General features: G+C 71.6%; 17 protein-coding genes and 1 tRNA gene. 10 read left to right on the top strand and 8 right to left on the bottom strand.

The genetic code is table 11. From position 1 onward, the window contains the following. Positions 1 to 59: 59 nt before the first annotated feature. Positions 60 to 1,598: a cobyric acid synthase gene (locus ACQP1P_RS05800; protein ID WP_433083820.1), complete on the bottom strand. Its 1,539-nt coding sequence runs from the start codon at positions 1,596 to 1,598 to the stop codon at positions 60 to 62. Positions 1,599 to 1,728: 130 nt separating this feature from the next. Between ACQP1P_RS05800 and ACQP1P_RS05795 the strand changes: the two genes are divergently transcribed. From ACQP1P_RS05795 to ACQP1P_RS05780, 4 genes are all read left to right on the top strand, one after another. Then, entirely contained in the window at positions 1,729 to 2,715 is a 987-nt protein-coding gene (locus ACQP1P_RS05795) for a cobalamin biosynthesis protein (RefSeq protein WP_433083818.1), read from the top strand. Between the two features lie 687 nt (positions 2,716 to 3,402). Beyond that, entirely contained in the window at positions 3,403 to 3,969 is a 567-nt protein-coding gene (locus ACQP1P_RS05790; RefSeq protein WP_433083816.1) for a hypothetical protein, read from the top strand. A 735-nt stretch (positions 3,970 to 4,704) separates the two neighbouring features. Continuing rightward, complete coding sequence (locus ACQP1P_RS05785; protein ID WP_433083814.1) at positions 4,705 to 5,868, top strand: sensor histidine kinase; 1,164 nt, start codon at positions 4,705 to 4,707, stop codon at positions 5,866 to 5,868. Next, positions 5,865 to 6,518, top strand: coding sequence for a response regulator (locus ACQP1P_RS05780; RefSeq protein WP_433083812.1), 654 nt, complete (start codon positions 5,865 to 5,867; stop codon positions 6,516 to 6,518). The genes ACQP1P_RS05785 and ACQP1P_RS05780 overlap by 4 nt, the downstream gene beginning before the upstream one ends. Positions 6,519 to 6,600: 82 nt before the next feature. On the opposite strand, the gene ACQP1P_RS05775 is transcribed toward ACQP1P_RS05780, so the two are convergent. Continuing rightward, a complete protein-coding gene (locus tag ACQP1P_RS05775; RefSeq protein WP_433083810.1) occupies positions 6,601 to 6,858 on the bottom strand; it encodes a hypothetical protein in 258 nt (85 codons plus the stop codon). 110 nt (positions 6,859 to 6,968) lie between these two features. On the opposite strand from ACQP1P_RS05775, the gene ACQP1P_RS05770 reads away from it, so the two are divergent. Beyond that, on the top strand, positions 6,969 to 7,256 hold the full coding sequence (locus ACQP1P_RS05770; RefSeq protein WP_433083808.1) for a DUF4287 domain-containing protein: 288 nt from the start codon (positions 6,969 to 6,971) through the stop codon (positions 7,254 to 7,256). 230 nt (positions 7,257 to 7,486) lie between these two features. Here the strand turns inward: ACQP1P_RS05770 and ACQP1P_RS05765 are convergent, their stop codons facing one another. Then, positions 7,487 to 9,541 (bottom strand): cellulose binding domain-containing protein, encoded by a 2,055-nt coding sequence (locus ACQP1P_RS05765; RefSeq protein WP_433083807.1) that lies wholly within the window; start codon positions 9,539 to 9,541, stop codon positions 7,487 to 7,489. A 123-nt stretch (positions 9,542 to 9,664) separates the two neighbouring features. Between ACQP1P_RS05765 and ACQP1P_RS05760 the strand changes: the two genes are divergently transcribed. The 4 genes from ACQP1P_RS05760 to ACQP1P_RS05745 all read left to right on the top strand — a co-directional run bounded on the left by ACQP1P_RS05760 (position 9,665) and on the right by ACQP1P_RS05745 (position 14,730). Further along, positions 9,665 to 10,219 (top strand): hypothetical protein, encoded by a 555-nt coding sequence (locus ACQP1P_RS05760; RefSeq protein WP_433083805.1) that lies wholly within the window; start codon positions 9,665 to 9,667, stop codon positions 10,217 to 10,219. Between the two features lie 636 nt (positions 10,220 to 10,855). Beyond that, positions 10,856 to 11,512, top strand: a complete 657-nt coding sequence (locus tag ACQP1P_RS05755; protein ID WP_433083803.1) for a type II toxin-antitoxin system antitoxin SocA domain-containing protein — start codon at positions 10,856 to 10,858, stop codon at positions 11,510 to 11,512. 31 nt (positions 11,513 to 11,543) lie between these two features. Next, positions 11,544 to 11,906 carry a type II toxin-antitoxin system PemK/MazF family toxin gene (locus ACQP1P_RS05750; protein ID WP_433083801.1) on the top strand — a complete coding sequence of 121 codons (363 nt, stop codon included), beginning with the start codon at positions 11,544 to 11,546 and terminating at the stop codon, positions 11,904 to 11,906. 265 nt (positions 11,907 to 12,171) lie between these two features. Then, entirely contained in the window at positions 12,172 to 14,730 is a 2,559-nt protein-coding gene (locus ACQP1P_RS05745; protein WP_433089857.1) for a replication initiator, read from the top strand. Between the two features lie 42 nt (positions 14,731 to 14,772). Here the strand turns inward: ACQP1P_RS05745 and ACQP1P_RS05740 are convergent. From ACQP1P_RS05740 to ACQP1P_RS05730, 3 genes are all read right to left on the bottom strand, one after another. After that, positions 14,773 to 14,848: transfer RNA gene (locus tag ACQP1P_RS05740), tRNA-Arg, on the bottom strand. A 149-nt stretch (positions 14,849 to 14,997) separates the two neighbouring features. After that, on the bottom strand, positions 14,998 to 15,762 hold the full coding sequence (locus ACQP1P_RS05735) for a single-stranded DNA-binding protein (protein ID WP_433083799.1): 765 nt from the start codon (positions 15,760 to 15,762) through the stop codon (positions 14,998 to 15,000). Positions 15,763 to 15,905: 143 nt separating this feature from the next. Then, positions 15,906 to 17,522 (bottom strand): methyl-accepting chemotaxis protein, encoded by a 1,617-nt coding sequence (locus ACQP1P_RS05730; protein ID WP_433083797.1) that lies wholly within the window; start codon positions 17,520 to 17,522, stop codon positions 15,906 to 15,908. A gap of 101 nt (positions 17,523 to 17,623) precedes the next feature. Here ACQP1P_RS05730 and ACQP1P_RS05725 point away from each other — a divergent pair, with 101 nt between their 5' ends. Beyond that, a complete protein-coding gene (locus ACQP1P_RS05725) occupies positions 17,624 to 18,376 on the top strand; it encodes a DUF6882 domain-containing protein (RefSeq protein WP_433083795.1) in 753 nt (250 codons plus the stop codon). Positions 18,377 to 18,591: 215 nt separating this feature from the next. Here ACQP1P_RS05725 and ACQP1P_RS05720 read toward each other — a convergent pair whose 3' ends face one another. Continuing rightward, entirely contained in the window at positions 18,592 to 19,572 is a 981-nt protein-coding gene (locus ACQP1P_RS05720; protein ID WP_433083793.1) for a pentapeptide repeat-containing protein, read from the bottom strand. A 105-nt stretch (positions 19,573 to 19,677) separates the two neighbouring features. After that, the gene (locus ACQP1P_RS05715) at positions 19,678 to 20,679 is read right to left on the bottom strand and encodes an NAD(P)H-dependent flavin oxidoreductase (protein WP_433083791.1); all 1,002 of its coding nucleotides are present in this window, start codon (positions 20,677 to 20,679) and stop codon (positions 19,678 to 19,680) included. Positions 20,680 to 20,724: the final 45 nt, after the last annotated feature.

The raw sequence follows: 20,724 nt of genomic DNA, 5'->3' as shown, positions 1-20,724 counted from the left end.
CGACCCGGCCGAGACCAGCGGCACCCTGTGGCGTCGAGACCGTTGCTCAGCCGTCCGGCTCATCGCAGCCCCACCGAGATCGTGGACAGCCCCTTGGGCGCCCCACCCTCGATCAACCGCCAGAGCGCATCGGTGTCGAGATGCTCCTCGACGAGGTCCCCCAGCACGTCCACGGTCCGCTCGCGCAGCGCCGCGAACGACGTGTCCGGCGCCGCCTCGAACCCATGCCGCCCGGCCAGCCGAGCCGCCTCCGCCAGAAACGCCCGCCGGAACCCGTCCGACTCGAACGCGCCGTGCCAGTGCGTCCCGAACACGTTCCCGGCCACGACTCCCTCCCCGGTCCCGTCCGGCAGCCGGATCAGCGGCGGCCCGTCGTTGCGGGTGACCTGCCCGTGATGGATCTCGTACCCCCGCACCGGCACCCCCTCGAATGCCGTCCCGCTCGGCAGCGCCAGGGTCTTGCGCTCGGCGAACGCGATGTCGACCGGTAGCAGCCCGAGCCCTGGGGCAGTGCCCCGCCGGCTCTCCACCTCGTCGTCGATGCGCTCGGCCAGCATCTGGAACCCGCCGCAGATCCCCAGCACCGGCCGCCCCGCCTTGGCGTGCCGGACGATCGCGTCCGCCAGGCCCCGCTCCCGCAGCCAGTCCAGATCGTCCACAGTAGACTTGCTGCCGGGCACGACCACCAGGTCGACGTCGGCCAGATCGGCCGCCTCCACCGTCAGCCGCACCTGCACCCCGGGCTCGCACGCCAGGGCCTCGGCATCTGTCGCGTTCGACAGGCGCGGCAGCCGGATCACCGCCACCCGCAACCATTGCGTCCCCCGCGCCGGGGCCGGGCGGCCCAGCACCCGCCCGTCGTACGCCAGCGAGTCCTCGGCATCCAGCCACAGGTCGTAGGACCACGGCACCACCCCGAGCGTCGGCCGCCCGGTGAGCGCGGTCAGCGACTCCACACCCGGCCGCAAGAGGCCGGCGTCGCCCCGGAACTTGTTGATGACGAACCCGCTCACCAGCGCCTGGTCCTGCGCGTCAAGCAGCGCGACCGTCCCGAACAGCGCCGCGAACACCCCGCCCCGATCGATGTCCCCGACGACGATCACCGGCAGGTCCGCGGCCCTCGCGAGCCCCATGTTCGCCAGGTCCATCGCCCGCAGGTTGATCTCCGCCGGGCTGCCCGCCCCCTCGCAGATCACCACGTCGTGCCGCCGCCGCAGGTCGTCGAGCGTCTCCAGCACCGTCGCGCGGAGCCGGTCCTTGATCTCCGCGTAGTTGGCCGCGCCGATGTGCCCGACCGCCTGCCCCAGCACGATGACCTGACTGCGCCGGTCCGAGCCGGGCTTGAGCAGCACCGGATTGAACCGCACGCTCGGTGCCAGCCCGCACGCGACCGCTTGCAATGCCTGCGCGCGCCCGATCTCACCACCGGTGCCGTCCGGCTCGATCGCCACCGCCGAGTTGTTCGACATGTTCTGCGCCTTGAACGGCGCGACGTTGACCCCTTGCCGATGCAGCCACCGACAGATCCCGGCCGTCAGCAGACTCTTGCCCGCATCCGACGTCGTTCCCGCGACGAGCAGACCACCCTTGCCTTCCACGTCGCCCATTCTCACCCGCGGGTACGACACAAATTTCAGCCCATCACCTTCAGTAGTCGAGAAACTTCACTGAGCGACTCCCCCGCGCCGGCTCCGAAAAAGTGTCAGAGCCTCCCGGTACGGTCGCGGCATGAAACTCTTGGCAGGCGCAAAGGCCGACGCGGCCGGGATCGCGCTCGGCGCCGCCCTCGACGCGGTCGTCGGCGACCCGCGCCGCTGGCACCCGGTAGCCGGCTTCGGTCGCTTCGCCGGCGCCCTCGAGCGGCGGCTCTACGCCCGCAGCCGCTGGGCGGGCGCGCGGTTCACCGCCGTCGCGGTCGGCGTGCCGGTCCTGGCCGCGGCCGCCGCCGCCCGCCTGACCCGGAACCGCCCGCTGGCCCGCACCGCCCTCGTCGCCGCCGCCACCTGGTCCGCGCTCGGCGGCACCAGCCTCGCCCGCGAGGGCCGGGTCATGGCCGCCAAGCTGGCCGCCGGCGATCTGCCCGCCGCCCGGGACCAGCTGCCAAACCTGTGCGGCCGCGACCCGTCAGGCCTCGGCGGGCCGGACCTGGCCCGGGCCACCGTCGAGTCCCTGGCGGAGAACACGTCCGACGCCGTCGTCGCCCCGCTCTTCTGGGCCGCGATCGCCGGAGTGCCCGGCATCGTCGGATACCGGGCCGTGAACACGCTCGACGCCATGGTGGGTCACCGTTCAGAGCGATATGCCAGATTCGGTACGGCCAGTGCCCGCCTCGACGACGCCGCGAACCTCGTTCCCTCTCGCCTGACCGCCGCCCTCACGGTCGCCGCCGCCCCTCTCGTCGGTGGCAGCCCGTCCCGCGCCCTGCGCACCTGGCTGCGCGACGGTTCCCATCACCCGAGCCCCAACTCGGGCCAGTGCGAGTCGGCCGCGGCCGGCGCCCTGGGCGTGCGCCTGGGCGGCCGCAACGTCTACGACTCCCGCGTGGAGGAGCGCCCCCACCTGGGCGACGGCGAGCCTCCGACCTCGTCCGACGTACGCCGAGCCGCAACCCTCACCGTCGCCGTCGGCACCGCCGCGGTGGCCCTGGCCGCGGCCACGCGCCTGACCCTCGCCCACCGCCGTCGCCGAAAACCCGCCCACCACCCGGCGCCCTGATCCCAGCCCGGCGCCGCACCTCCTAACCGCACCGCAGCACACCACGCCACTGCACACCGCACCGCAGGACTCCGCGGCGCGGCGACGCCGCACGGCCCAGCACACCGCGTGCGCCCAGCGCGCCGCGGCGCAGCGCGATGCGGCACAGCACTGCGCGGACCGGCACAGCACTGCGGACCGCTGCGGCGCGGCACGGACCAACGCGGCGCAGCACGGATCAGCACAGCACCGCGGACCACTGCGGCGCGGCACGGCACGGACCAGCACAGCACTGCGCGGACCAGCGCGGCACGTCGCGGACCAGCGCGACGCGGCACGGCGTAACCGAACCGGCCGAGCGCATCCAACGTCGCGGATCGTGAGCGGCGGTCCGGCCCGACGTCGAGCCGCACCAGACCGGCGTCCAACCAAGAGCAGACCAGCAGGCGCCACAGATCAGGATCGGACCGGCAGGGAGCGGATCAGGCTGGTGTGCACCTGGACTGGGAGGGCTCTCCACGGCAGGTTGAGCCCGAAGTGAGTCGACGATTCCGAACCGTTATCAAGCCCTTCGGCAGCTACGGAGGTGAATATGGACACATATAAGTGGTGCTGCCTGGGCGTTCGTTCTGGGCGCGCGCAGCTAGCAAGCAGATGGCGCAAAAACAAGAGCTTGTCTCACTTCCGGCACGGTCTTACCTTGCACTCGTGCAGCTCGTGCTCCTCCCCGTACTCGCACCGCTTCGCGACTTCCGTCGCGACGATGTGCACGCGCCCGTGCTCGATGAGTTCATGGGCGGCCTGGGAGTCGGCTACAGCTACGGCCCACCATTCGGCCAGCGTCTCGTCACGTGGGCCGATCTGCAACGCATGGAGCTTCCCCGCCGAATGCTGCGCCGCCAGGCCGCCCACAACCTCGACGCACGACTCGGTGCCGTTGGTGTCCACGGACAGCCACCGGCGCTCATGCTCACCTTCGAGGGCATCGCCTCCAGCCTCCTGCTCGCCGAGGGGTTGTGGGCGAGCCTCGAGCGCTCGGTGCCCGGCGAGCTGGTCGTCGGCGTACCGGCGCGGGACGTGGTCATCGTGACCGGCTCCCACTCGCCGCCCGGCATCGCCAAGGTCCAGCGCGCCGTCGACCGCATCTTCTTCGCGGGCGATCGGCACCTGCTCTCGCGCAAGATGCTGGTCCGACGGCGAGGCATCTGGGAACCGTTCGTGCCCAATCAGACGCGTACGCCCGAGGCCGCATTCTTCGAGACCGCCGGGTTCTAGGGACCACCGCGAAGGTCTCCGGGCCGCGGCGAACGCAGCCCAGCCGGGCGAACACAGCCCAGCCGGGCGAACGCGGCCCAGCCCGGGCGAACGCCAGCCGGGCCGCGGCGGGTGTTGAGCCTCCGGGCCGCGGCGGGTGTTGAGCCTTCGGGCCGCGACAACGGGGATCGAGGCGGCGATGGCCCCGCAGCAGGAGCCGCGTTAGCCACGGCGAAAGGGCAATCGGAGCGGGCCGAGCTCGTCGGCGCTGAGGAAGCCGTGAGCGCGGTAGGTGCCCGCTGCGTGGCCTCGACGCGCACGACGGCGCGGCGCCGGGCACGACAGTGGCGCGCCGACCGGGTGCAACAGCCCGGTGCAACAGCCGGGCACGACAGCAGTGCGCCCGGCGCACGAGACAGCAGCGCGCCCGGCGCACGAGACAGCAGCGCCCGCCTGGCGCGAGACAGCAGCGCCCGCCGGGCACGAGACAGCAGCGCGCCCGGCGGGCATGACAGGAGTGCCCCGGCATAGCGGATTCGCGACCGGCGGGGCAGAGGCGCGGCCGAGGTGCGGTGGGTGCTGTGGGTGCGGTCGGGGATGACGCACGTTGACGTTCTCCGGTGGGCGGATTGGTGAGTGACACGACGGGTCCGCGGTAAGAGTCGCGGCGGACGCTAGGGCGGGGGTGGTGGGCCCGAGGGCGACTAGGATTTCCGCGTGCGGCGGGATTGGCTGCTCGCGGCGCTCTTCGCGGCCGTGGTCGCGGTCGGCGGGTGGCGCGCGGGGCTTGGGCAGGACGCGCCGCGAGCGCTGGATGCTGCCGGGTTCGCGCTCATCCTCGTGGCCGCGCTCTCGCTGGGGTTCCGGCGCAGCCGGCCGCTGGTGCCGCTCGGGGTCGCGGTCGGCGTCAGCTCCGCGTACCTCCTGCTCGGGTATCCCTTCGGGCCGATTCTGCTGACCGTTGTGTGGGCGATGTTCGAGTACGCGCGGCGGAGGCCGTTGCGGGAATCGGCCGTCGCGCTGGCGGTGGCGGCCTTCGTGTCCGTGCTCGCCGTGCTGCCCCGGATGGCGCACGACCTCGATCTGCTCGCCGTCGGGCTGGTGCTCTGGGGGGCCTGCTGGCTGGCGGTTCCGTGGTCGCTCGGGGCGATCGTGCACCTGCGGCGGCAGGTCGCCGAGCGGGAGCGGGCCGAGCTGGTGCGGCGGGTGGTGCTCGAAGAACGGGTCCGGGTCTCGCGGGAGGTGCACGACGTGGCGGGGCACGGGTTTGCCGTCGTCGCGATGCAGGCCGGTGTCGCGCTCGTGGTGCTCGACGAGGAGCCGGGGCAGGTTCGGGAGGCGCTGCGGGCCATTCGGGACACGAGCCGGGCCGCGCTGGAGGAGCTTCGGGCGGTGATCGAGAACATCGACTCGCCGGCCGATGTCGAGGGGCTGGTTGAGCAGGTTCGGGCCGGTGGGGTTCGGGTGGAGCTCGAGTACGACGGGCTGGCCGGGGTCAGCGAGCGGCAGCGGCGGATCGCGTACGAGGTGGTTCGGGAGTCGCTCACCAATGTGGTCAAGCATTCGCCGCGCGCGGGGGCCGCGGTCTCGGTGCGGGTGGAGGGGGACGCGGTGGCGGTCGAGGTCAGCAATCCGGGGGCGGCCCGAGACGGTGGGGACGAGCCGGACGGGCCCGCACAGCGACGAGAACACGGGCACGAGCTTGGCGCCCCGAAACAGGGACGAGAACACGGGGACAAGCTTGGCGCCCCCGAACAGGGACGAGAACACGGGCACGAGCTTGGCGCGCCCGAACAGGGGCGGGACGGTGGGGACGGGCGGGGCATCGGCGGCATGCGGGAGCGGGTCGAGAGCGTCGGCGGGGTGTTCGAGGTGGCGGTGGGCGATGGGTTCGCCGTGCGGGCGCGGATTCCGCGATGAGTGCGCGCATCCGCGTCGTCGTGGTTGATGACGAGGCGCTCATTCGTGGCGGGCTTCGGCTGCTCATCGCGCGTGAGGACGACCTCGAGCTGGTCGGGGAGGCCGGCGACGGGGCGGCGGGCGTCGAGCTTGTCCGGCGGTGCCGACCCGATGTGGTGTTGCTCGACATCCGGATGCCGGGGGTCGACGGGCTCGCGGCGCTGCGGGCGATCGCCGGCGATCCCGGGCTGCGGCACACGCGGGTCGTCGTGGTCACCACGTTCGAGAGCGATGAGAACGTGTTCGCGGCGCTGGCGGCGGGGGCCGCCGGGTTCCTGCTCAAGGATGCCGAGCCGGCCGAGCTCGTGCGGGCGATCCGGGTGGTGGCCGGCGGGGAGGCGCTGCTGTCGCCGTCGGTCACGCGGCGGGTCATCGCGCGGTTCGGGGGCATCGGGGGGCCGGCCATCGCGCTGGATCAGCTCACCGAGCGGGAGCGGGAGGTGGCGGCCTGGGTGGCCACCGGGCGGTCCAACGACGAGATCGCGGCCGAGCTGGCGGTCAGCCCGGCCACCGTCCGGACACACGTGGGGCGGGCCATGGTGAAGGTGAACGCGCGGGATCGGGCCCAGCTCGCGGTCATGGCGATCCGGGCCGGGCTCACCGTCAGGTAGCGGCCGTATCCGTGCGGCTCATGGTCCGGCAGGAGCCGGATCCGTGCGGCTCATGGTCGGGTAGGAGCCGGATCCGTGCGGCTCACCCGGCCAGGTCCGTGGCGATGCGGCGCAGGACGTCGGTCGCCGGCTCGCCGGTCTGGCGTGCGTGGTCCAGCAGGATGAGGGCGGCCAGGTTCGTCATCCCCGTGAAGGCGCGGCCCACGTCCGCGACCGCGTCCTCGTCGCCGATCATCTGCTGCAGGTAGCCGCTTCTCGTTTCGGTGTCCTGCGGGGCCTGGAAGAGCAGGGTCAGGACACCGATGGCGTTGCGGGTGTCGTCCAGGCGGCGCTCGTCCATGCCGACACAGTACGGGCGCGGCGGAAAAGCGTTCGGCGCGGCTGTCGAAAGCGGCGGGGTGAGTTCGACGCGTGGGTGAAGGCAGGAGCCAACACTAGGGAGCAGAGATCATGTCGTTCCAGGCCTACATCGACGCGCTGGAGACCAAGACCGGGATGACGCCGCGGGCGCTGCTCGCCGTCGCCGCGGCGAAGGGGTTCGACGGGCCGCAGGTCAAGGCGGGGGCCGTCATCGAGTGGCTCAAGGAGGACTACGGGGTCGGGCGGGGGCACGCCATGGCGCTCGTGCACGTGATCAAGCACGGGGCGCAGATCCCGGGCAAGCACGTCGGGACCGCCGGCTCGCACCGCGACGCCTCCGACGTGCTGCTGCTCGACGGGGTGGCGGCCCGGCGCTGAAGACGATCCGGCCCGGCGCTCACGACAGGCCGGCTCGCGCGCGGACGAACCCGCGAACCGCGACTGGTCCGGCGGTCGCCCAAACTGGTGGGGGCGACCGCCGGACCGGAGCTACGGCGTGAACCCGCCGCCAGGTTGACCGTCACCACCCGCGGAGGGTGAGGCCACGGGAGTTACGGTCCGTACCCCGGCGGACATCGCGGTAGCTCGGCAATGCTTGAACAACGTCGCTATCCGACCGAGCAGACGTTGCCGTTCAGCGTGAACGCCGCCGGCGGGATGTTCGGGCCGTTGTAGGCGCCGACGAAGCCCACGCTCGTCGATGCGCCGGGGGCCAGGTCGCGGTTGAAGTCGGCCGGGGTCACGCGGACCGTCGCGCCCGTCTGGGTCCAGGTGCCGTTCCAGCCGCTGCTCAGGCTCTGCCAGCCCGTCGGCCACGTGAAGGTCAGCGTCCAGTTGCTGATGGCGGCGGTACCGGTGTTGGTGATGTCGATGTTCCCGACGTACCCGTTGCCCCAGTCGTTGGTGTCCGCGAACCGGATGCCGCAGGTGCTCGTCGCCGGGGCGCCCGTGGCGAACGTCAGCGGCGGTGAGGACCAGCTCGCGCGGCCCGAGCCGTCGCGGGCCACGATGTTCACCGTGTACCGCGTGCCCGGCGTCAGGTTGCCCGCGGTGAACGTCGTCGACGTCGTCTCGCCGAGCTGCTCGGAGCGCGCGCCGACCTGGCGGTACACCTCGTACTTCACGCCCGCCTGCGAGGCCGGCCACGTGAGCGTCGCCGTGCGGTCGGTGATCGCGCTCGCCGACGGGCGGCCCGGCGCCTTCGGGGCGTTCGCCTGGGACGTCGCCGGGTGCAGGGTGAGCACGGTCAGCGAGTACGGCGCCAGGGTCTGCGCGGCCGCGGTGCCCGACTGCGCGCTGGCGATGCCGCCGGCCCCGTTGAGCAGCGACTCGACCGTCGGCGCCGCCGAGGAGGGGGTGTACCCGTCGTAGGCGATCTTCACCGCGTGGCTGTTCGCCGGGTCCATGTTCACCAGCAGCACCGTGAGGTCGCCGTTGGCCCGGCGCGCGGCGTGCGCGGCGACCAGCGGGTTGTCGGTGCCGGCCCGGATGAGCTGGTCGCCGGGGTGCGCGAAGGAGTGCATGAGCTTCAGCGCGTGGTACGGCGCGAACGGGGTGTTCTTCGCGGGCTCGCACACGGTGTTGTCGGCGGTGCAGTTGCCGCTCGACAGCATGCCGAAGTCGCCGTAGTCGGTCTGGCCGGCGACGGTCGAGACGGTGCCGATGCCGTTGTGCACGTCCCACCAGTCGACGGTGAAGACGCCGTTCTCGAGCATGCCGCTGTAGGTCTGGGCCAGGAACAGCGCGCCGGGCTGGGTGTTCGGGCCGACGCCGACGTTGGTCTCGGTGAGGCTGATGCCGATCCGGCCCGGGTTCGCGCCCGCGTACCGGGCGAGCTGGTCGCGCACCATGTACATGATGTCGTCGATCTGGCCCGGCTTGGTCAGCGCGTCCGCCTCGCCGTTGCCGCCCGGGTACCAGTGCAGGTCCACGAAGTCGATGGACGGCCCCGCGATCGACAGCACGACCTGGTTCCACGAGCCCGCGTCGCCCGCGCCGACGAGCGCGTCGGGCCAGTTGGCCGGGGTCGTGAGCACCGCGCCGACCTTGATGTTCGGGTCGACGGCCTTCATCGCCTTCGAGTACGCGACGACCTCCTCGGCGTACTGCTTCGGGCTCTTGTCCGCGTGGTCGTCGGCCTCCCAGGCGGTGCCGTAGTGGCCGTTGCCGTAGTTCTCGTTGCCGATCGTCCAGTAGTTCGCGTGGTAGCCCTTGGTGATGTTCGCGTACCGCACCCAGTCCGCCGCCTCCTGCGCGGTGCCGGTGCCGTAGTTCGCGATGATCATGGGCTGGGCCCCGGTGCGCCGGGCGCCGGCCATGAACGTGTCGAAGTCCGTGTTCGGGGCGACGTACCCGCCCGGCGCGGTGTGGGTCTGCCAGTGGTAGATGTCGGCGTAGGAGCCGCCGGGGTAGCGCACCATGCCCACGCCGGCCGCGCCGAGCAGGTCGGACACGGCGGTCGTGCCGAGCTCCGAGTCCCAGATCGCGTGGTTCACGCCGAGCGCGGTGTCGGCGACGGTGGCCAGGCCGGCGCGGGTGTTGACGGTGACGTTGGTGGGGGCGGGATCGGCGTAGGCGCTGGCCAGTGGCAGGCTGGACAACGCGCCGGCCGCGACGAGCAGTGCGAACGCACCGGCGGCGCGGCGCACTGAACTCTGGGGCATGGCGGCGGACCTCTCGCTCGGAGTGTGAAACGCTTCGACCGGAAGCTGCGTCCCACCCGGCCCGGCGGGCAAGCGGCCGCCCGGCTTGTCAGCATTTGTCAGCGCGATCGCGGAGAACCTTTCATGGATGCGCTTCGCTTCCTCGCCGCACACCACGTGGAGGGCATCGCCCGCCTGCGCGAGCACCTGGCACGCAACCCGAGCCGCGACGAGCAGCGCCACGGACGCCTGCAGGCCCACCTCGCGGCGCAGGCCCTGCTGGCCGGGGTCCGCCCGGTGCTCGAACCCCCGGTCGGCGACCTCCGCCTCGGCGACGTGCTGCTGGAGCTGCGCGGATTCAACAGAGGCGGCAGCGGTACCGGCACCAGCCGACGCCTCGTCCGGGCGATCGAACTCAAGGCGAAACAGACCCGCACGGCCCCGTCGGTCTGGGTCTGGATCGAGGACGACGGCGCCTTCCCGGACCTGGACGACACGGCGGTCCCCGGCCTGGAGCGCGTCTTCGCCTCCTGGCCGCACCTGGAGGGCGTGGTGCTCTCGGGCCCCTTGCCGATCGCCTTCCCGCGCGCACACGGTTTCGGCCCGCTGACGGTGGTGCACCGGCCGGGGCTGCCGCCGGACCGGTACTCGCTCATCCACCGCCTGTGCTCGTCCGGCGGCCGCCCCTCCTGTGCCTAGGCTTGTGTCCAGCTGCATCAGGGTCCGGACCCGGGGGGGCGAGCAAAGCCTCTCAGCCGTCAGCCCCGCAAGGCAGCCCTTGCTGGAAGGGCCCGTCGCCGGCGCAGCGCCTGCGACCCCCGGGCGCCGCGATGTGGCCGGGCCCCCGAACTCCAAGGCGGTGACGCTTGCTTCGCGGGCGTTCCACCTCGGCTCGACCCGGTTGCCGTCGCGCCGCCCGCGCGGAGTTTGAACAGGTGGGGCAAGCAGCGGAAATGCTGGAGATGCGTGGTGCGCCCGGTAGGACTCGAACCTACGACCTTGGGATTAGAAGAAGCTCGCCGATGCCCCGTCAGTGGCCCCCGGCGCAGGCCACGGCGTCGGACAGTGTCGGCTGACGTCGGGTGAAGGCGGTGGCCTTGGCTGTACGGCTGGCTGTACAGCCAAGGCCGCAAGGACGCAGTTTATGAATAGCCTGCGTCGCAGGTCGCTCATGCACGCGAGTTGGTCGAACGTGACGTCTGCGAGGTCCGAGCCAACGTCTTACGCTTCACGAGGACGCACGGTAGCCGACCACCAGACCTACCAGTCCCATTCGAACGGATGTACGATGATGGGGCTGCTTGCGAGGTGCGACGACGAGGGGCGGTACAGTTCATGGAGATGGTGGACTTGCCTCGAGCGATTCCGGTTGCGCCCCAGACGGTCGCGGCCTACTTGGCCGTGCTTGACGTCGCTCGCCAAAATGGCATGCAGATCACCCGGACCAAGATAGCGAAGCTCCTGTACCTGGCTGATCTCGGTGCCGTTGAGGACGGTTCGGACCCGATCTCTGGCGTGGAATGGAAGTGGCTCGAACATGGCCCCTTCAACTACGATCTTCTCTCTCTAGAGAATCTTCTCGTGGCGAGGTCCGTAGTTTCACGGCAACGTGAAGAATTTTATGGCGGCTGGGAACTGAGACTCTCCGGTGAGCTACCGCAGAATTTTGAGCTGCCCGAAGAGGACCGCCAGCTCCTCAATCGGACGATGGAGCGGTACGGACGCTACGCAGCTACCACTCTCAAGGACATGAGCTACCAGACACCACCGATGGAGGACGCGCAGCGGCGTGGTCGCGGTGTCGTGCTTAACCTCAACCTGGCTCGACCGCTCCCCGCTCTCACCCGCACATCGGCTCGCATGAAGGCAGTCTTGCGTTCGCTCGCTGCGCAAGAAGATGATGAAGGTGCAATGGACGAGCTTGCCGAAGAGGTAAACACCTTCAGCGCTGGGCGTATTGCCGCGAACAGGATGCTTCTCGATGACAACTAGTGGGGCCGTCGTACAAGGCGGCCTCTACTGGGTGAGCGACGCTGCTCTTACGCTTCCTCCCAATGACGATCGCCAGCTCCATCCGCGACGGATGGTTGTGGTGCTGAGTGGACCTGACACCAACAGCGATCCCACCTGGCGGTTTGTGTCTGTCGCGCCGCTGTCGTCTGAGTCTTCGCGTAAGACGCGTTTCTGCGTAAGGATTCCAGCCGGCGAGGCAAATGTGACGAAAAAAGTCTGGGTGCGGGTGCCCGCCGTCCAGCCGTTGATGAAGAGCCATCTAGAGGACAAGGTGGGCGTTCTGGGTGCTGATCGGCTTGCAGAGATTCAGGCCCGGTTCTGGCAGTACCTCGGCATGATTGACGATTCGGCCGGAGAGGACGACGCCTTCTAGGCCGCCGCGCCGGCCGATGTCGGCGCTTGCGCCGCCAGCAGGCCGAGCGCGACTGGCGTAAGGAAAGAGGCACGCCCCCTTCCTCGGGTTCCGCAGCGAAGTCTCCCCGTATGCCGTCGGCCACCCCATGGGGAGCTGGGCGGTGCCGGCCGCGCCAGGCTCGCCGTAGGCGACCGCGAAGCGGCTTGGCCTGGCGCGGGTGGTGCCGGTCTGCTGGGCTTGACCTGGCCGATGGTGCGCGGGAGCGGAGCGACCTCCCCGGAGCCTGAGGTCCCGCCGGAGGCTAGAAGCGCGACTACACGCTTGGGGCGAGACTGCGGGAGCTGCGGTCGGGACCACGACGGACGTCGCGGTAGGCCAAAGAAACAACTGCCTACGGCGACGACACGACCAGCCGGCCAACACACCTAGCCATCGCCGCGCGCAGCGCGGCGCCTTGACGTTCCTGACCCTCACCCGCGACAGCTACGGCCGGGTTCGTGAGGACGGCACCCCGGTCGACCCGACGACGTACGACTACCGGCGTGCGGCCTGGGACGCGGTGCACCTCCCGGCGCTGCTCGATCGGTTCTGGCAGAACCTTCGCCGCGCCTGTGGGCGCAACGTCCAGTACTTCGGCGCGGTCGAACCGCAACGCCGTCTAGCGCCGCACGCCCATTTCGCCATGCGCGGCACTGTCACCCGGGAACTGCTCCGCAAGGTCGCGGCGGCCACCTATCACCAGGTCTGGTGGCCGCCGGTCGACGTCGTCCGCTACCCGGACCACAATGCGCCGGTCTGGAACCCGGACACCAAGCAGTACCTCGACCCGCAAACCCGTGAGCCGCTGCCGACGTGGGATGAGGCCCTGGACCAGATCGACGCCGACCCCGACGCCGAACCGGTCCACGTTGCCCGGTTCGGTCCGCAGGTCCACGCAGAGGGCGTTCTCGGCGGCACACCACAGGCGGACAAGTTGATCGGCTACCTCACCAAGTACCTGACCAAGTCCGTCGACACCTGCCACGAGACGACAACCAACCGCCAGACGGCCCACCTCGAGCGCTTCTGGACGGAACTGCGGTACACGCCCTGCTCGCCGCGTTGCGCCAACTGGCTGCGCTACGGCGTCCAGCCGAAGAACGCGCGGCCGAACCAGTACCCGGGCCGGTGCAAGGCGAAGGTGCACCAGCGGACGACCCTCGGCATGGGCGGCCGGCGCGTGCTCGTCTCGCGGCAGTGGTCGGGCAAGACCCTCGCCGACCACAAGCACGACAACCGCGCGTGGGTCAAGGCGCTGCTTGGCATCACCGACCCGCACGACAGGTCCCGGTCGTCGATGACCGACCTGGACAGCCGGCGCCGTGCGCCTGGGAGATGGCGCGGAACGACGACCCGGACGTACCACCGCTGCAACACCGGCTCCTGCGAGCCATCTCCGCGCGCATCCAGCAACGCGCGCAACTCAACGCGGCGAAGGAGCGACAACGAACCACCGGCAACGAGTCAACGGGGAAGGAAGCGGCTTGATCATCCGCAAGAGTGTGCGGCCCGCCGAAGCGGCACGACTGCTCGGCGTCTCCCGCAACACCGTGTACGTCCTGATGCGCAGCGGTCGGCTGCGGTCGGTGAAGCTCGATCGTGCCCGGCTGATCCCGCTCGCCGCGATCGAGGAACTTCTTTCGGCAACTGGAGAGGATGCCGCGTGACCGAGAAGCGACGGCGCTCGCAGGGCGAAGGGTCGATCTTCAAGTACCGCGACGGCTACGCGGCGATCCTCGATCTCGGCTGGGTGCAGGGGAAGCGCACGCGCAAGTGGGTGTACGGCAAGACCGAGCGCCAGGTCGCGGGCAAGCTCAACGACCTCCGGCGACGGCATGAGCGCGGGGAGAACCTCGCGGCTGGGCCGAAGGCGTTCGGCGACTGGTTGGACGAGTGGATGCAGCTCAAGGAGCACGACGGCACCCGGCCGACGACCCTCCAGGGGTACCGGAAGATCATCGAGAACCACATCCGGCCGACGCTCGGCAAGGTCAAGCTCGACAAGCTGACGCCGACGCTGATCCGCCGGCTGCTCGCGGAGAAGATTGAGGCTGGTCTTTCGGCAACCTCGGTGCGGCACGTGCACGGACTGATCCGCAACGCCCTGGGCGACGCCGAACGGGAGGAGCTGGTGCACCGCAACGTGGCGAAGATCGTCCGGCCGCCCTCGATGCATCAGGTGGAGCGCCGGGCGTTGACCGTGGAAGAAGCGAAATGCCTGCTGGCGTTGCTGAAAGGGCATCGGCTCGAAGCACTGTACGTGTCCGCGCTGACCGTCGGCCTGCGCCGTGGGGAGCTGCTCGGGCTGCGCTGGGCGGATATCGACTTCGCCGCCGGCACGCTGACGGTTCGGCAAACGCTGCTGCGGACGAACGGCCGGCTGGAGTTCTCGGCGCCGAAGACGGGCCGGTCGCGCCGTACGGTGCCGGTGCCGTCACCGACGCTGAAGCTGCTCAAGAAGCACCGCAAGGCGCAGAAGGCGGCACGCAAAGCGGCGGGCGATGGGTGGCAGGATCATGATCTGGTCTTCCCGGCCCGGCTCGGAACGCCGATGGAGCCGGACAACCTCGACCGGTCCTGGCATAAGCTGCGGGCAGCGGCCGGCCTCGACTGGCTCCGGCTGCACGACCTGCGGCACGCCTGCGCGACGTTCCTGCTGGTGTCCGGTGCGTCGCCTCGGACGGTGATGAAGGTGCTCGGGCACAGCCAGATCGGGTTGACCATGAACACGTACGCGCACGTCCTGCCCGAGATCGAGCGCGCGGCCGTCGATGACGCCGCCCAGCGCCTGTTCGGTGCTTAGGCTGTACAGCTGGCTGTACGGCCGCCTGAGCGGCGCTGAAAGTGGTGCGCCCGGTAGGACTCGAACCTACGACCTTGGGATTAGAAGTCCCCTGCTCTATCCACTGAGCTACGAGCGCATGTCGTCGCACAGGCTACCGTCATCCCCCGTGGCCGTGCTGAAGACCTGCCTAAGAACAGCACGCCGCCGGTTCCGGGAGCAACCGGGTAGACGGCGGGCCGGTGCCGTGGGCGGGGAAACCCCCGGCGCCGGCCCGCCGCCCGGTCCTCAGACGCCCACGGGCACCCGGGTGCGCGGCTTGCGCCGCGGCCGCGGGCCGGGACCAGGCTCGACCGCCTCCTCCTCGTCGAGCTCCACGTCCGAGTCGCCGTCGGAGTCGCGGTCGGAGTCGTCGTCGGGTTCGCCGTCGGAGTCGTCGCCGGCCTCGGTGGCGGAGCCGGGGGCCGGGGTCTCGAAGGCCGCGGCGAGGTCGTCGGTCGCGGCCAGCGACGCCAGGATCTCCTCGGCGAACGGGTCGCCGTCCTCGACCAGCGTCACCACGCCGCCGAGGTCGGGGTCGAAGGCCTGGCGGCGCGGCAGGCCGTTGATCTCGTCGGCCGGGACCGTCGGGGCCTCGCCGATGCGCGCGTCGCCGAGCTCGTCGTCGATCGTGCTGGTCGCGGTGTGCGGCCGGATGCGGGCGAACCTGGCGCGCCCGCGCGAGAGGTCGTGGCCCACGGCCTGCGCGTCGAGCTCGTAGCTCACCCGGCGGACGTGGTCCTCGGTCTCCCAGTCGCGGCTGTACAGCCGGCCGGTCACGATCACCGGATCGCCCACCTGCACGCTGCGCGCCACGTTCTCGGCGAGCTGCCGCCAGCAGTTCACCCGCACCCGCAGGCTGTCCCCGTCGATCCAGCGGCCGTCGGCCCGGTCGAGGCGCCGCGACGTCGACGCCACCTTGAAGCTCGTGACCAGCGTCTGGTTGTCCACGAGCCGGCGGCAGTCCGGCGCGTTGAGGACGTTGCCGACGACGGTGACCATGGTTTCGAACACGGTCTTGCTCCCTCCACATGTTCCCTTGCGGTGTCGGGAGAGAGCGTGCGCGAAGCGGGAGTCGTCCCGCTGGGCGCGGGCGCCGGATCTGTGGACGGCAAGGGGCTTGTGGACGGGGTCGCGGGCCGGGGCGAAGCGTGCTATCAGACGCGGAACTGGCCGACGAGGACGCGCAGCTCACGGCTCATGCCCGAGAGCTCCTCGACGGCCGTGCGGGTGTCGTCGACCCCGTCGGTGGTCACCCGCGCCGCGTCGGAGATGCCGGCGATGTTCGCGGCGATGTCGGCCGAACCGGCGGCCGCCTGCGCGATGTTGCGGCTCATCTCGTTGGTGGTCGCGGTCTGCTCCTCGACGGCGGCCGCGATCGTCGTCTGGTAGTCCCCGAGCCGCCCGGTGACCTCGACGATCCGGTTGATCGCCTCCGTCGCGGCGGTCGTGTCGGCCTGGATGCTGGCGACCTTGGCGGCGATGTCCCCGGTGGCGCGGCCGGTCTCCTGGGCCAGCTCCTTGACCTCGTTGGCCACGACCGCGAACCCCTTGCCGGCCTCGCCCGCGCGGGCGGCCTCGATGGTCGCGTTGAGCGCGAGCAGGTTCGTCTGCCCGGCGATGTCGGTGATCACCTTGACCACGTCGCCGATCTGCGCGCTGGAGCCGGAGAGCCGCCCGATGAGGTCGAACGCGGACTGCGTGAGCTCGGTCGTCTGCCCGCCGACGCGGGCGGCCTCGGCGGCCGTACCGGCGATCTGCTGGATCGACGCGCTCATCTGCTCGGCCCCGGTGGCCACGGTGTGCACGTTGCCGGAGACCTCGTCGGCGGCGGCGACGATCAGCCCGGACTGCGCCGAGGTCTCCTGCGCGCTGGCCATGATGCGCCGGGAGGTGTCGGTGAGCCGCTCGCTGGCGGCCGCGACGGTCGCGGCGGAGCCACTGATCGCCCGTACCGTCGCCGCGATCTTGTCCACGAACGTGTTGAACTCCCGGCTCACGGCCGAGAACTCGTCGTGCCCGCTGACCGTGAGCCTCTTGGTGAGGTCCCCGTCGCCCTCGGCGATGTCCGCGAGCCGGTCGTGCAACGCGCGCAACGGGCGGATGACCGACAGCGAGAGCGCGACGGCGAGCAGGATCGACAGGGCGAGGGCGATGACGCCGACCGTGTTGGCCAGGCGCTGCGTCCGGTTCGCGCGCGCGGCGGCGGCCTCGTGCGCGGCCCCCTCGAGCTTCTTGGCCGAGGCCAGGAGCGTGTCGACGCCGTCGGCGATCCTCGCGTACACCTGGAGCCCCTCGCCGACGACCAGCTCATTGGCCGCGCTGACCTGCGCGGGCGTGCCGGCCCGGTAGCCGGCGACCACGCGGTCGTCCATGGCGACGAAGTCGGCGTACGCGGTGCGGATGGCCTCCACCACACTCCGGTCGCCCGCCGAGAGCGGCAGCTTCGCCAGCGTGTCGAGCTCGGTGCTGAAGTCGCGCATCGCCTGCAGATACGCGGCGCGCGTCTCGGCCGTGTCGTCCGTGGCCCCGGGCTGCCCGCGCACGACGTCGAACGCGTAGCCGACCTGCCACCCCGAGATGTCGGTGATGCGGAACTTGAGCTGCTGTGCGGCGTCGAGCTGGGCCTGCGAGGCCGACAGCCGGACGGCGGTGTCCCGGGTACCGCGCGCCGCCGAGATCGCCGAGAGCCAGATGGCGACGACGCACAGCGACACGACGAGGAACCCGACCACCAGCCGCGTGACGACCCGCGTCCGCCGGAGCGCGTCCATGCCCGACCTATCGGCGCCACCGAACCGCACCGAAGCAAAAATGCAAGATCCAAAAGCGGCGAGCTACCGCGATGTCCGCCGTGGTCCGGACCGTAACTCCCGTGGCCTCACCCTCCGCCGGGGGCGCGGTCGACCTGGCGGCGCGCACCCGCGCTCGCCGGGCGGGGCCGGCGAGCGGCTGGCAGACTGGCCGGATGCCGACCTTCGAGCAGCTCTTCGCCCAGCACGTCGCGACCGGGATGGCCCACCAGCTGGCCCTGGCCGACCTGATCGGCGAACGCGACTGGCAGCTGGACCTGTCCACGGGCCAGGCGACCTTCGGCACCGACCTGCGCTACGACATCCAGCTGCTCGGCAGCGAGAGCCACAGCCACGAGACGTGGCTGTGGGCCTGGGCCAACGAGGCGAGCAACATCCCGCCGGACCTGCTGCGGCTGGGCACGTGGCTGCGGGAGTACGGCGCCGACGAGCAGGTCCCCGAGTTCGTGACCCCCGGCTTCCCCCTCGCCCGGGCCGACGGCCACCGCCTGGCCCTGGTGGCCGGGAGCCTCACCGGCCGCCCGTACTACCGGGGCCCCTACGACGGCGGCGCCGTCTTCTTCCACCTGGAGGGCACCCCGGCGCAGCTGTCGGCCCCGGTGCGCCCGGAGCGGGCCCTGACCGTCCTGCAGCAGGTGATCTCGGCCTTCCCGCTGGACCACCGCACGACGGCGCGATCCTTCTTCGAGCAGCAGACCTGGCGGATCGACGAGGCCGCGGACTCGATGACCGTCCAGCACCCGGAGGGCACCACGATCCGCATCTCCTTCGACGACCTGGGCCGCATCAGCAGGATCGAGGGCACGCTCAGCTGAGCGCGACCGGCGCGCAGACGTGAAGAGACCGGCATCCACGGGGGAAGACGCCGGTCTCACTATGCATCATAGTTGCCGCGGCACCGACCCGCCACCGCAGGCGCCATCGACTCGGCGGCCGCCCGGCTGGAGGCCCGCGGCGAGCAGGTACGGCACCTACGCCTCACCCGGGCGACGGCGGGGACGGGCGATGCCGCGCTCGCGTTCCCCGGCGGTCAGGGGCGGCCGCACCGGAAGACGGCGTACTGCGGCGGCTCGGCGTCGAACACCGCCTCACCCAGGAACGTCGCGTGACCCCGCGGCCCGTCCAGCGAGAAGGACGCGCGCCTGAGGGCGCTGCCCGCGAACCGGGTCGTGCCGTGGAACTGGGCGCCGCTGAAGTCCGCGTACTCGGCCGAGCACCCGCTCAGATCCAGGTCCACCAGCGTCGCCGCGCACAGGTTCACGATCAGGCCCGGCCAGCGGCGCAGGCGGTCGGCCAGGAGGCGCTGGGTGTCCCGGCGCCCCTCCTCGGTCAGCGACGGCGAGCGCAGCAGGGCGCACAGGGCCGTGACGATCGGCTGGCGCAGCTCGGGGCGGTCGGAGCCCAGGTCCGCCGCGGGGTCCCGCACCACCTCGCCGCCGGTTCCGGGGGCCGTCCAGCCGAGCGGGAAGACCGCGGTGCCGTCGCCGGTCCAGTGCGCGCCGGTCAGGTCGGCCGCCGGGTGGTCCAGGTGGAAGCGTCCGCCGAGCGCGGCCCCGGCGAAGGAGACCGCGCCGCCGAAGCGGGCGTTGTAGAACCAGGCCGGCCCGGCGAAGCGCGCGCCCGCGAACGTCACGTCCCCCGCGAACACGGTGCCGTCGCCGCCCTCCTGCCAGTCCTGGTAGTCCTCGACCAGCACCGCGACCGGCCAGTCGGGGTCGGGGCCGTCCAGGGCCTCGTCCCACGGCGGCGGCACGAGGTCGGTCTCCCAGCGCTCGTCGTCCTCCCACCACGTCTCGGTACCGCGGCCGAACCACGCCTCGGCGGCGAACTCGGCCCCGGTGAAGTCGGCGCGGCCACGGAACCGCGCCCGGCCGAACCCGACCGGTCCGGTGAACCGCGCACCGGCGAAGGAGACGTCACCGACGAACTCGGCCCGCTGGAAGCTGACCGGGCCGTCGAACGTCCGGCCGGAGAAGTCGGCATCGACCAGGCGCTGCCCCGAGAAGTCCATCACGGCAGCCTAGGCCAGGCCCAGCCGCGCCCCGCGGCGCCGAGCGGCGGCCTCCGGCGCGACGAGCACCGGGGCCACCGCCGGACCGTCAGGGCCACGCCTCGGCTAGGACCAGCCGGCGCCGAGCAGCTTCTCCGCCTGGGCGGTCATCTCGGCGATCAGCTCGGCCGCGGGGCGGATCTCGCGCACCAGTCCCACGCCCTGCCCGGACAGCAGCGCCATCTCCTCCAGGTCGCCCGTCGTCGCGTCGCGCATCGGGACCAGGTTGGAGAAGCGGTGCATCGGGATCGTCCGGCCGCCCAGGATCGTCTCGCCGATCACGGGCAGCGGGGAGTCGGGGATGTCGCCGGTGCGGTCGGCCCACTCGCGCACGACGCGGTTGCGCAGCACGCGCATCGGGTTGAACCGCGGGGTGTCCGGGCCGAACAGCGCGGTGCGCACGGTGTCCTCGGCGGCCGCGGCGACCAGGCGCTCCTTGTAGCCGTCGTGCGCCGCCGACTCGGTGGAGGCCACGAGGCGGGTGCCCACCCAGGCGCCGTCCGCGCCGAGCATGAGCGCGGCGGCCAGGCCGCGGCCGTCGGCGATGCCGCCCGCGGCCAGGACGAGCGCGTCCGCGCCCACGGCGTCGGCGACCAGGGGCAGCAGGGCGAACAGCGGCAGCGTCGAGGCGTTGTGGCCGCCGGCCTCCTGGCCCTGGGCGACGACCGCGTCGACGCCGCCGTCGACCGCGGCGCGGGCCGCGTCGACCGAGCCGACCTGCTCGAAGACCTTGACACCGGCCGCGTGCAGGCGGTCGGTCCAGTCCTGCCGCGGGTGGCCCCAGTGGAACGAGGCGACCGCCACGCCGGCGGCGCAGATCGCGTCGATCTGCTCGTCGTCGGTGAACACGGTGATGCAGTTGACGTTGAACGGGCCGGGGGTGCCGGCGCGGATCGCGGCGATCGTCCGGCCGAGCGCGGGCGCGGGCATGAGCCCCACGCCGAGGGCGCCGAGCGCGCCCGCGTTGCTGACGGCGACGGCCAGGTCGGGCGTCATGCCCACGAACGCCATGCCGGCCTGGGCGATCGGCGTGGTCAGGCCGAACGCGTCGGTGAAGCGAGTCCTCATGCACTCACCGTGTCGGAACCCCGTCGCAACCATGTTGCCGATGGC

The sequence above is a fragment of the Dactylosporangium sp. CA-052675 genome (assembly GCF_050947935.1).
Taxonomy (GTDB): domain Bacteria; phylum Actinomycetota; class Actinomycetes; order Mycobacteriales; family Micromonosporaceae; genus Dactylosporangium.
This window is presented reverse-complemented; position numbering and strand designations above follow the sequence as displayed.

What these genes read in the sequence shown, in the direction of transcription:
- ACQP1P_RS05795 (WP_433083818.1), top strand. Translation starts at nt 1,729, where the DNA reads ATGAAACTCTTGGCAGGCGCAAAGGCCGACGCGGCCGGGATCGCGCTC.
- ACQP1P_RS05780 (WP_433083812.1), top strand. Translation starts at nt 5,865, where the DNA reads ATGAGTGCGCGCATCCGCGTCGTCGTGGTTGATGACGAGGCGCTCATT.
- ACQP1P_RS05775 (WP_433083810.1), bottom strand. Translation starts at nt 6,858, where the DNA reads ATGGACGAGCGCCGCCTGGACGACACCCGCAACGCCATCGGTGTCCTG.
- ACQP1P_RS05770 (WP_433083808.1), top strand. Translation starts at nt 6,969, where the DNA reads ATGTCGTTCCAGGCCTACATCGACGCGCTGGAGACCAAGACCGGGATG.
- ACQP1P_RS05765 (WP_433083807.1), bottom strand. Translation starts at nt 9,541, where the DNA reads ATGCCCCAGAGTTCAGTGCGCCGCGCCGCCGGTGCGTTCGCACTGCTC.
- ACQP1P_RS05760 (WP_433083805.1), top strand. Translation starts at nt 9,665, where the DNA reads ATGGATGCGCTTCGCTTCCTCGCCGCACACCACGTGGAGGGCATCGCC.
- ACQP1P_RS05755 (WP_433083803.1), top strand. Translation starts at nt 10,856, where the DNA reads ATGGAGATGGTGGACTTGCCTCGAGCGATTCCGGTTGCGCCCCAGACG.
- ACQP1P_RS05730 (WP_433083797.1), bottom strand. Translation starts at nt 17,522, where the DNA reads ATGGACGCGCTCCGGCGGACGCGGGTCGTCACGCGGCTGGTGGTCGGG.
- ACQP1P_RS05720 (WP_433083793.1), bottom strand. Translation starts at nt 19,572, where the DNA reads ATGGACTTCTCGGGGCAGCGCCTGGTCGATGCCGACTTCTCCGGCCGG.
- ACQP1P_RS05715 (WP_433083791.1), bottom strand. Translation starts at nt 20,679, where the DNA reads ATGAGGACTCGCTTCACCGACGCGTTCGGCCTGACCACGCCGATCGCC.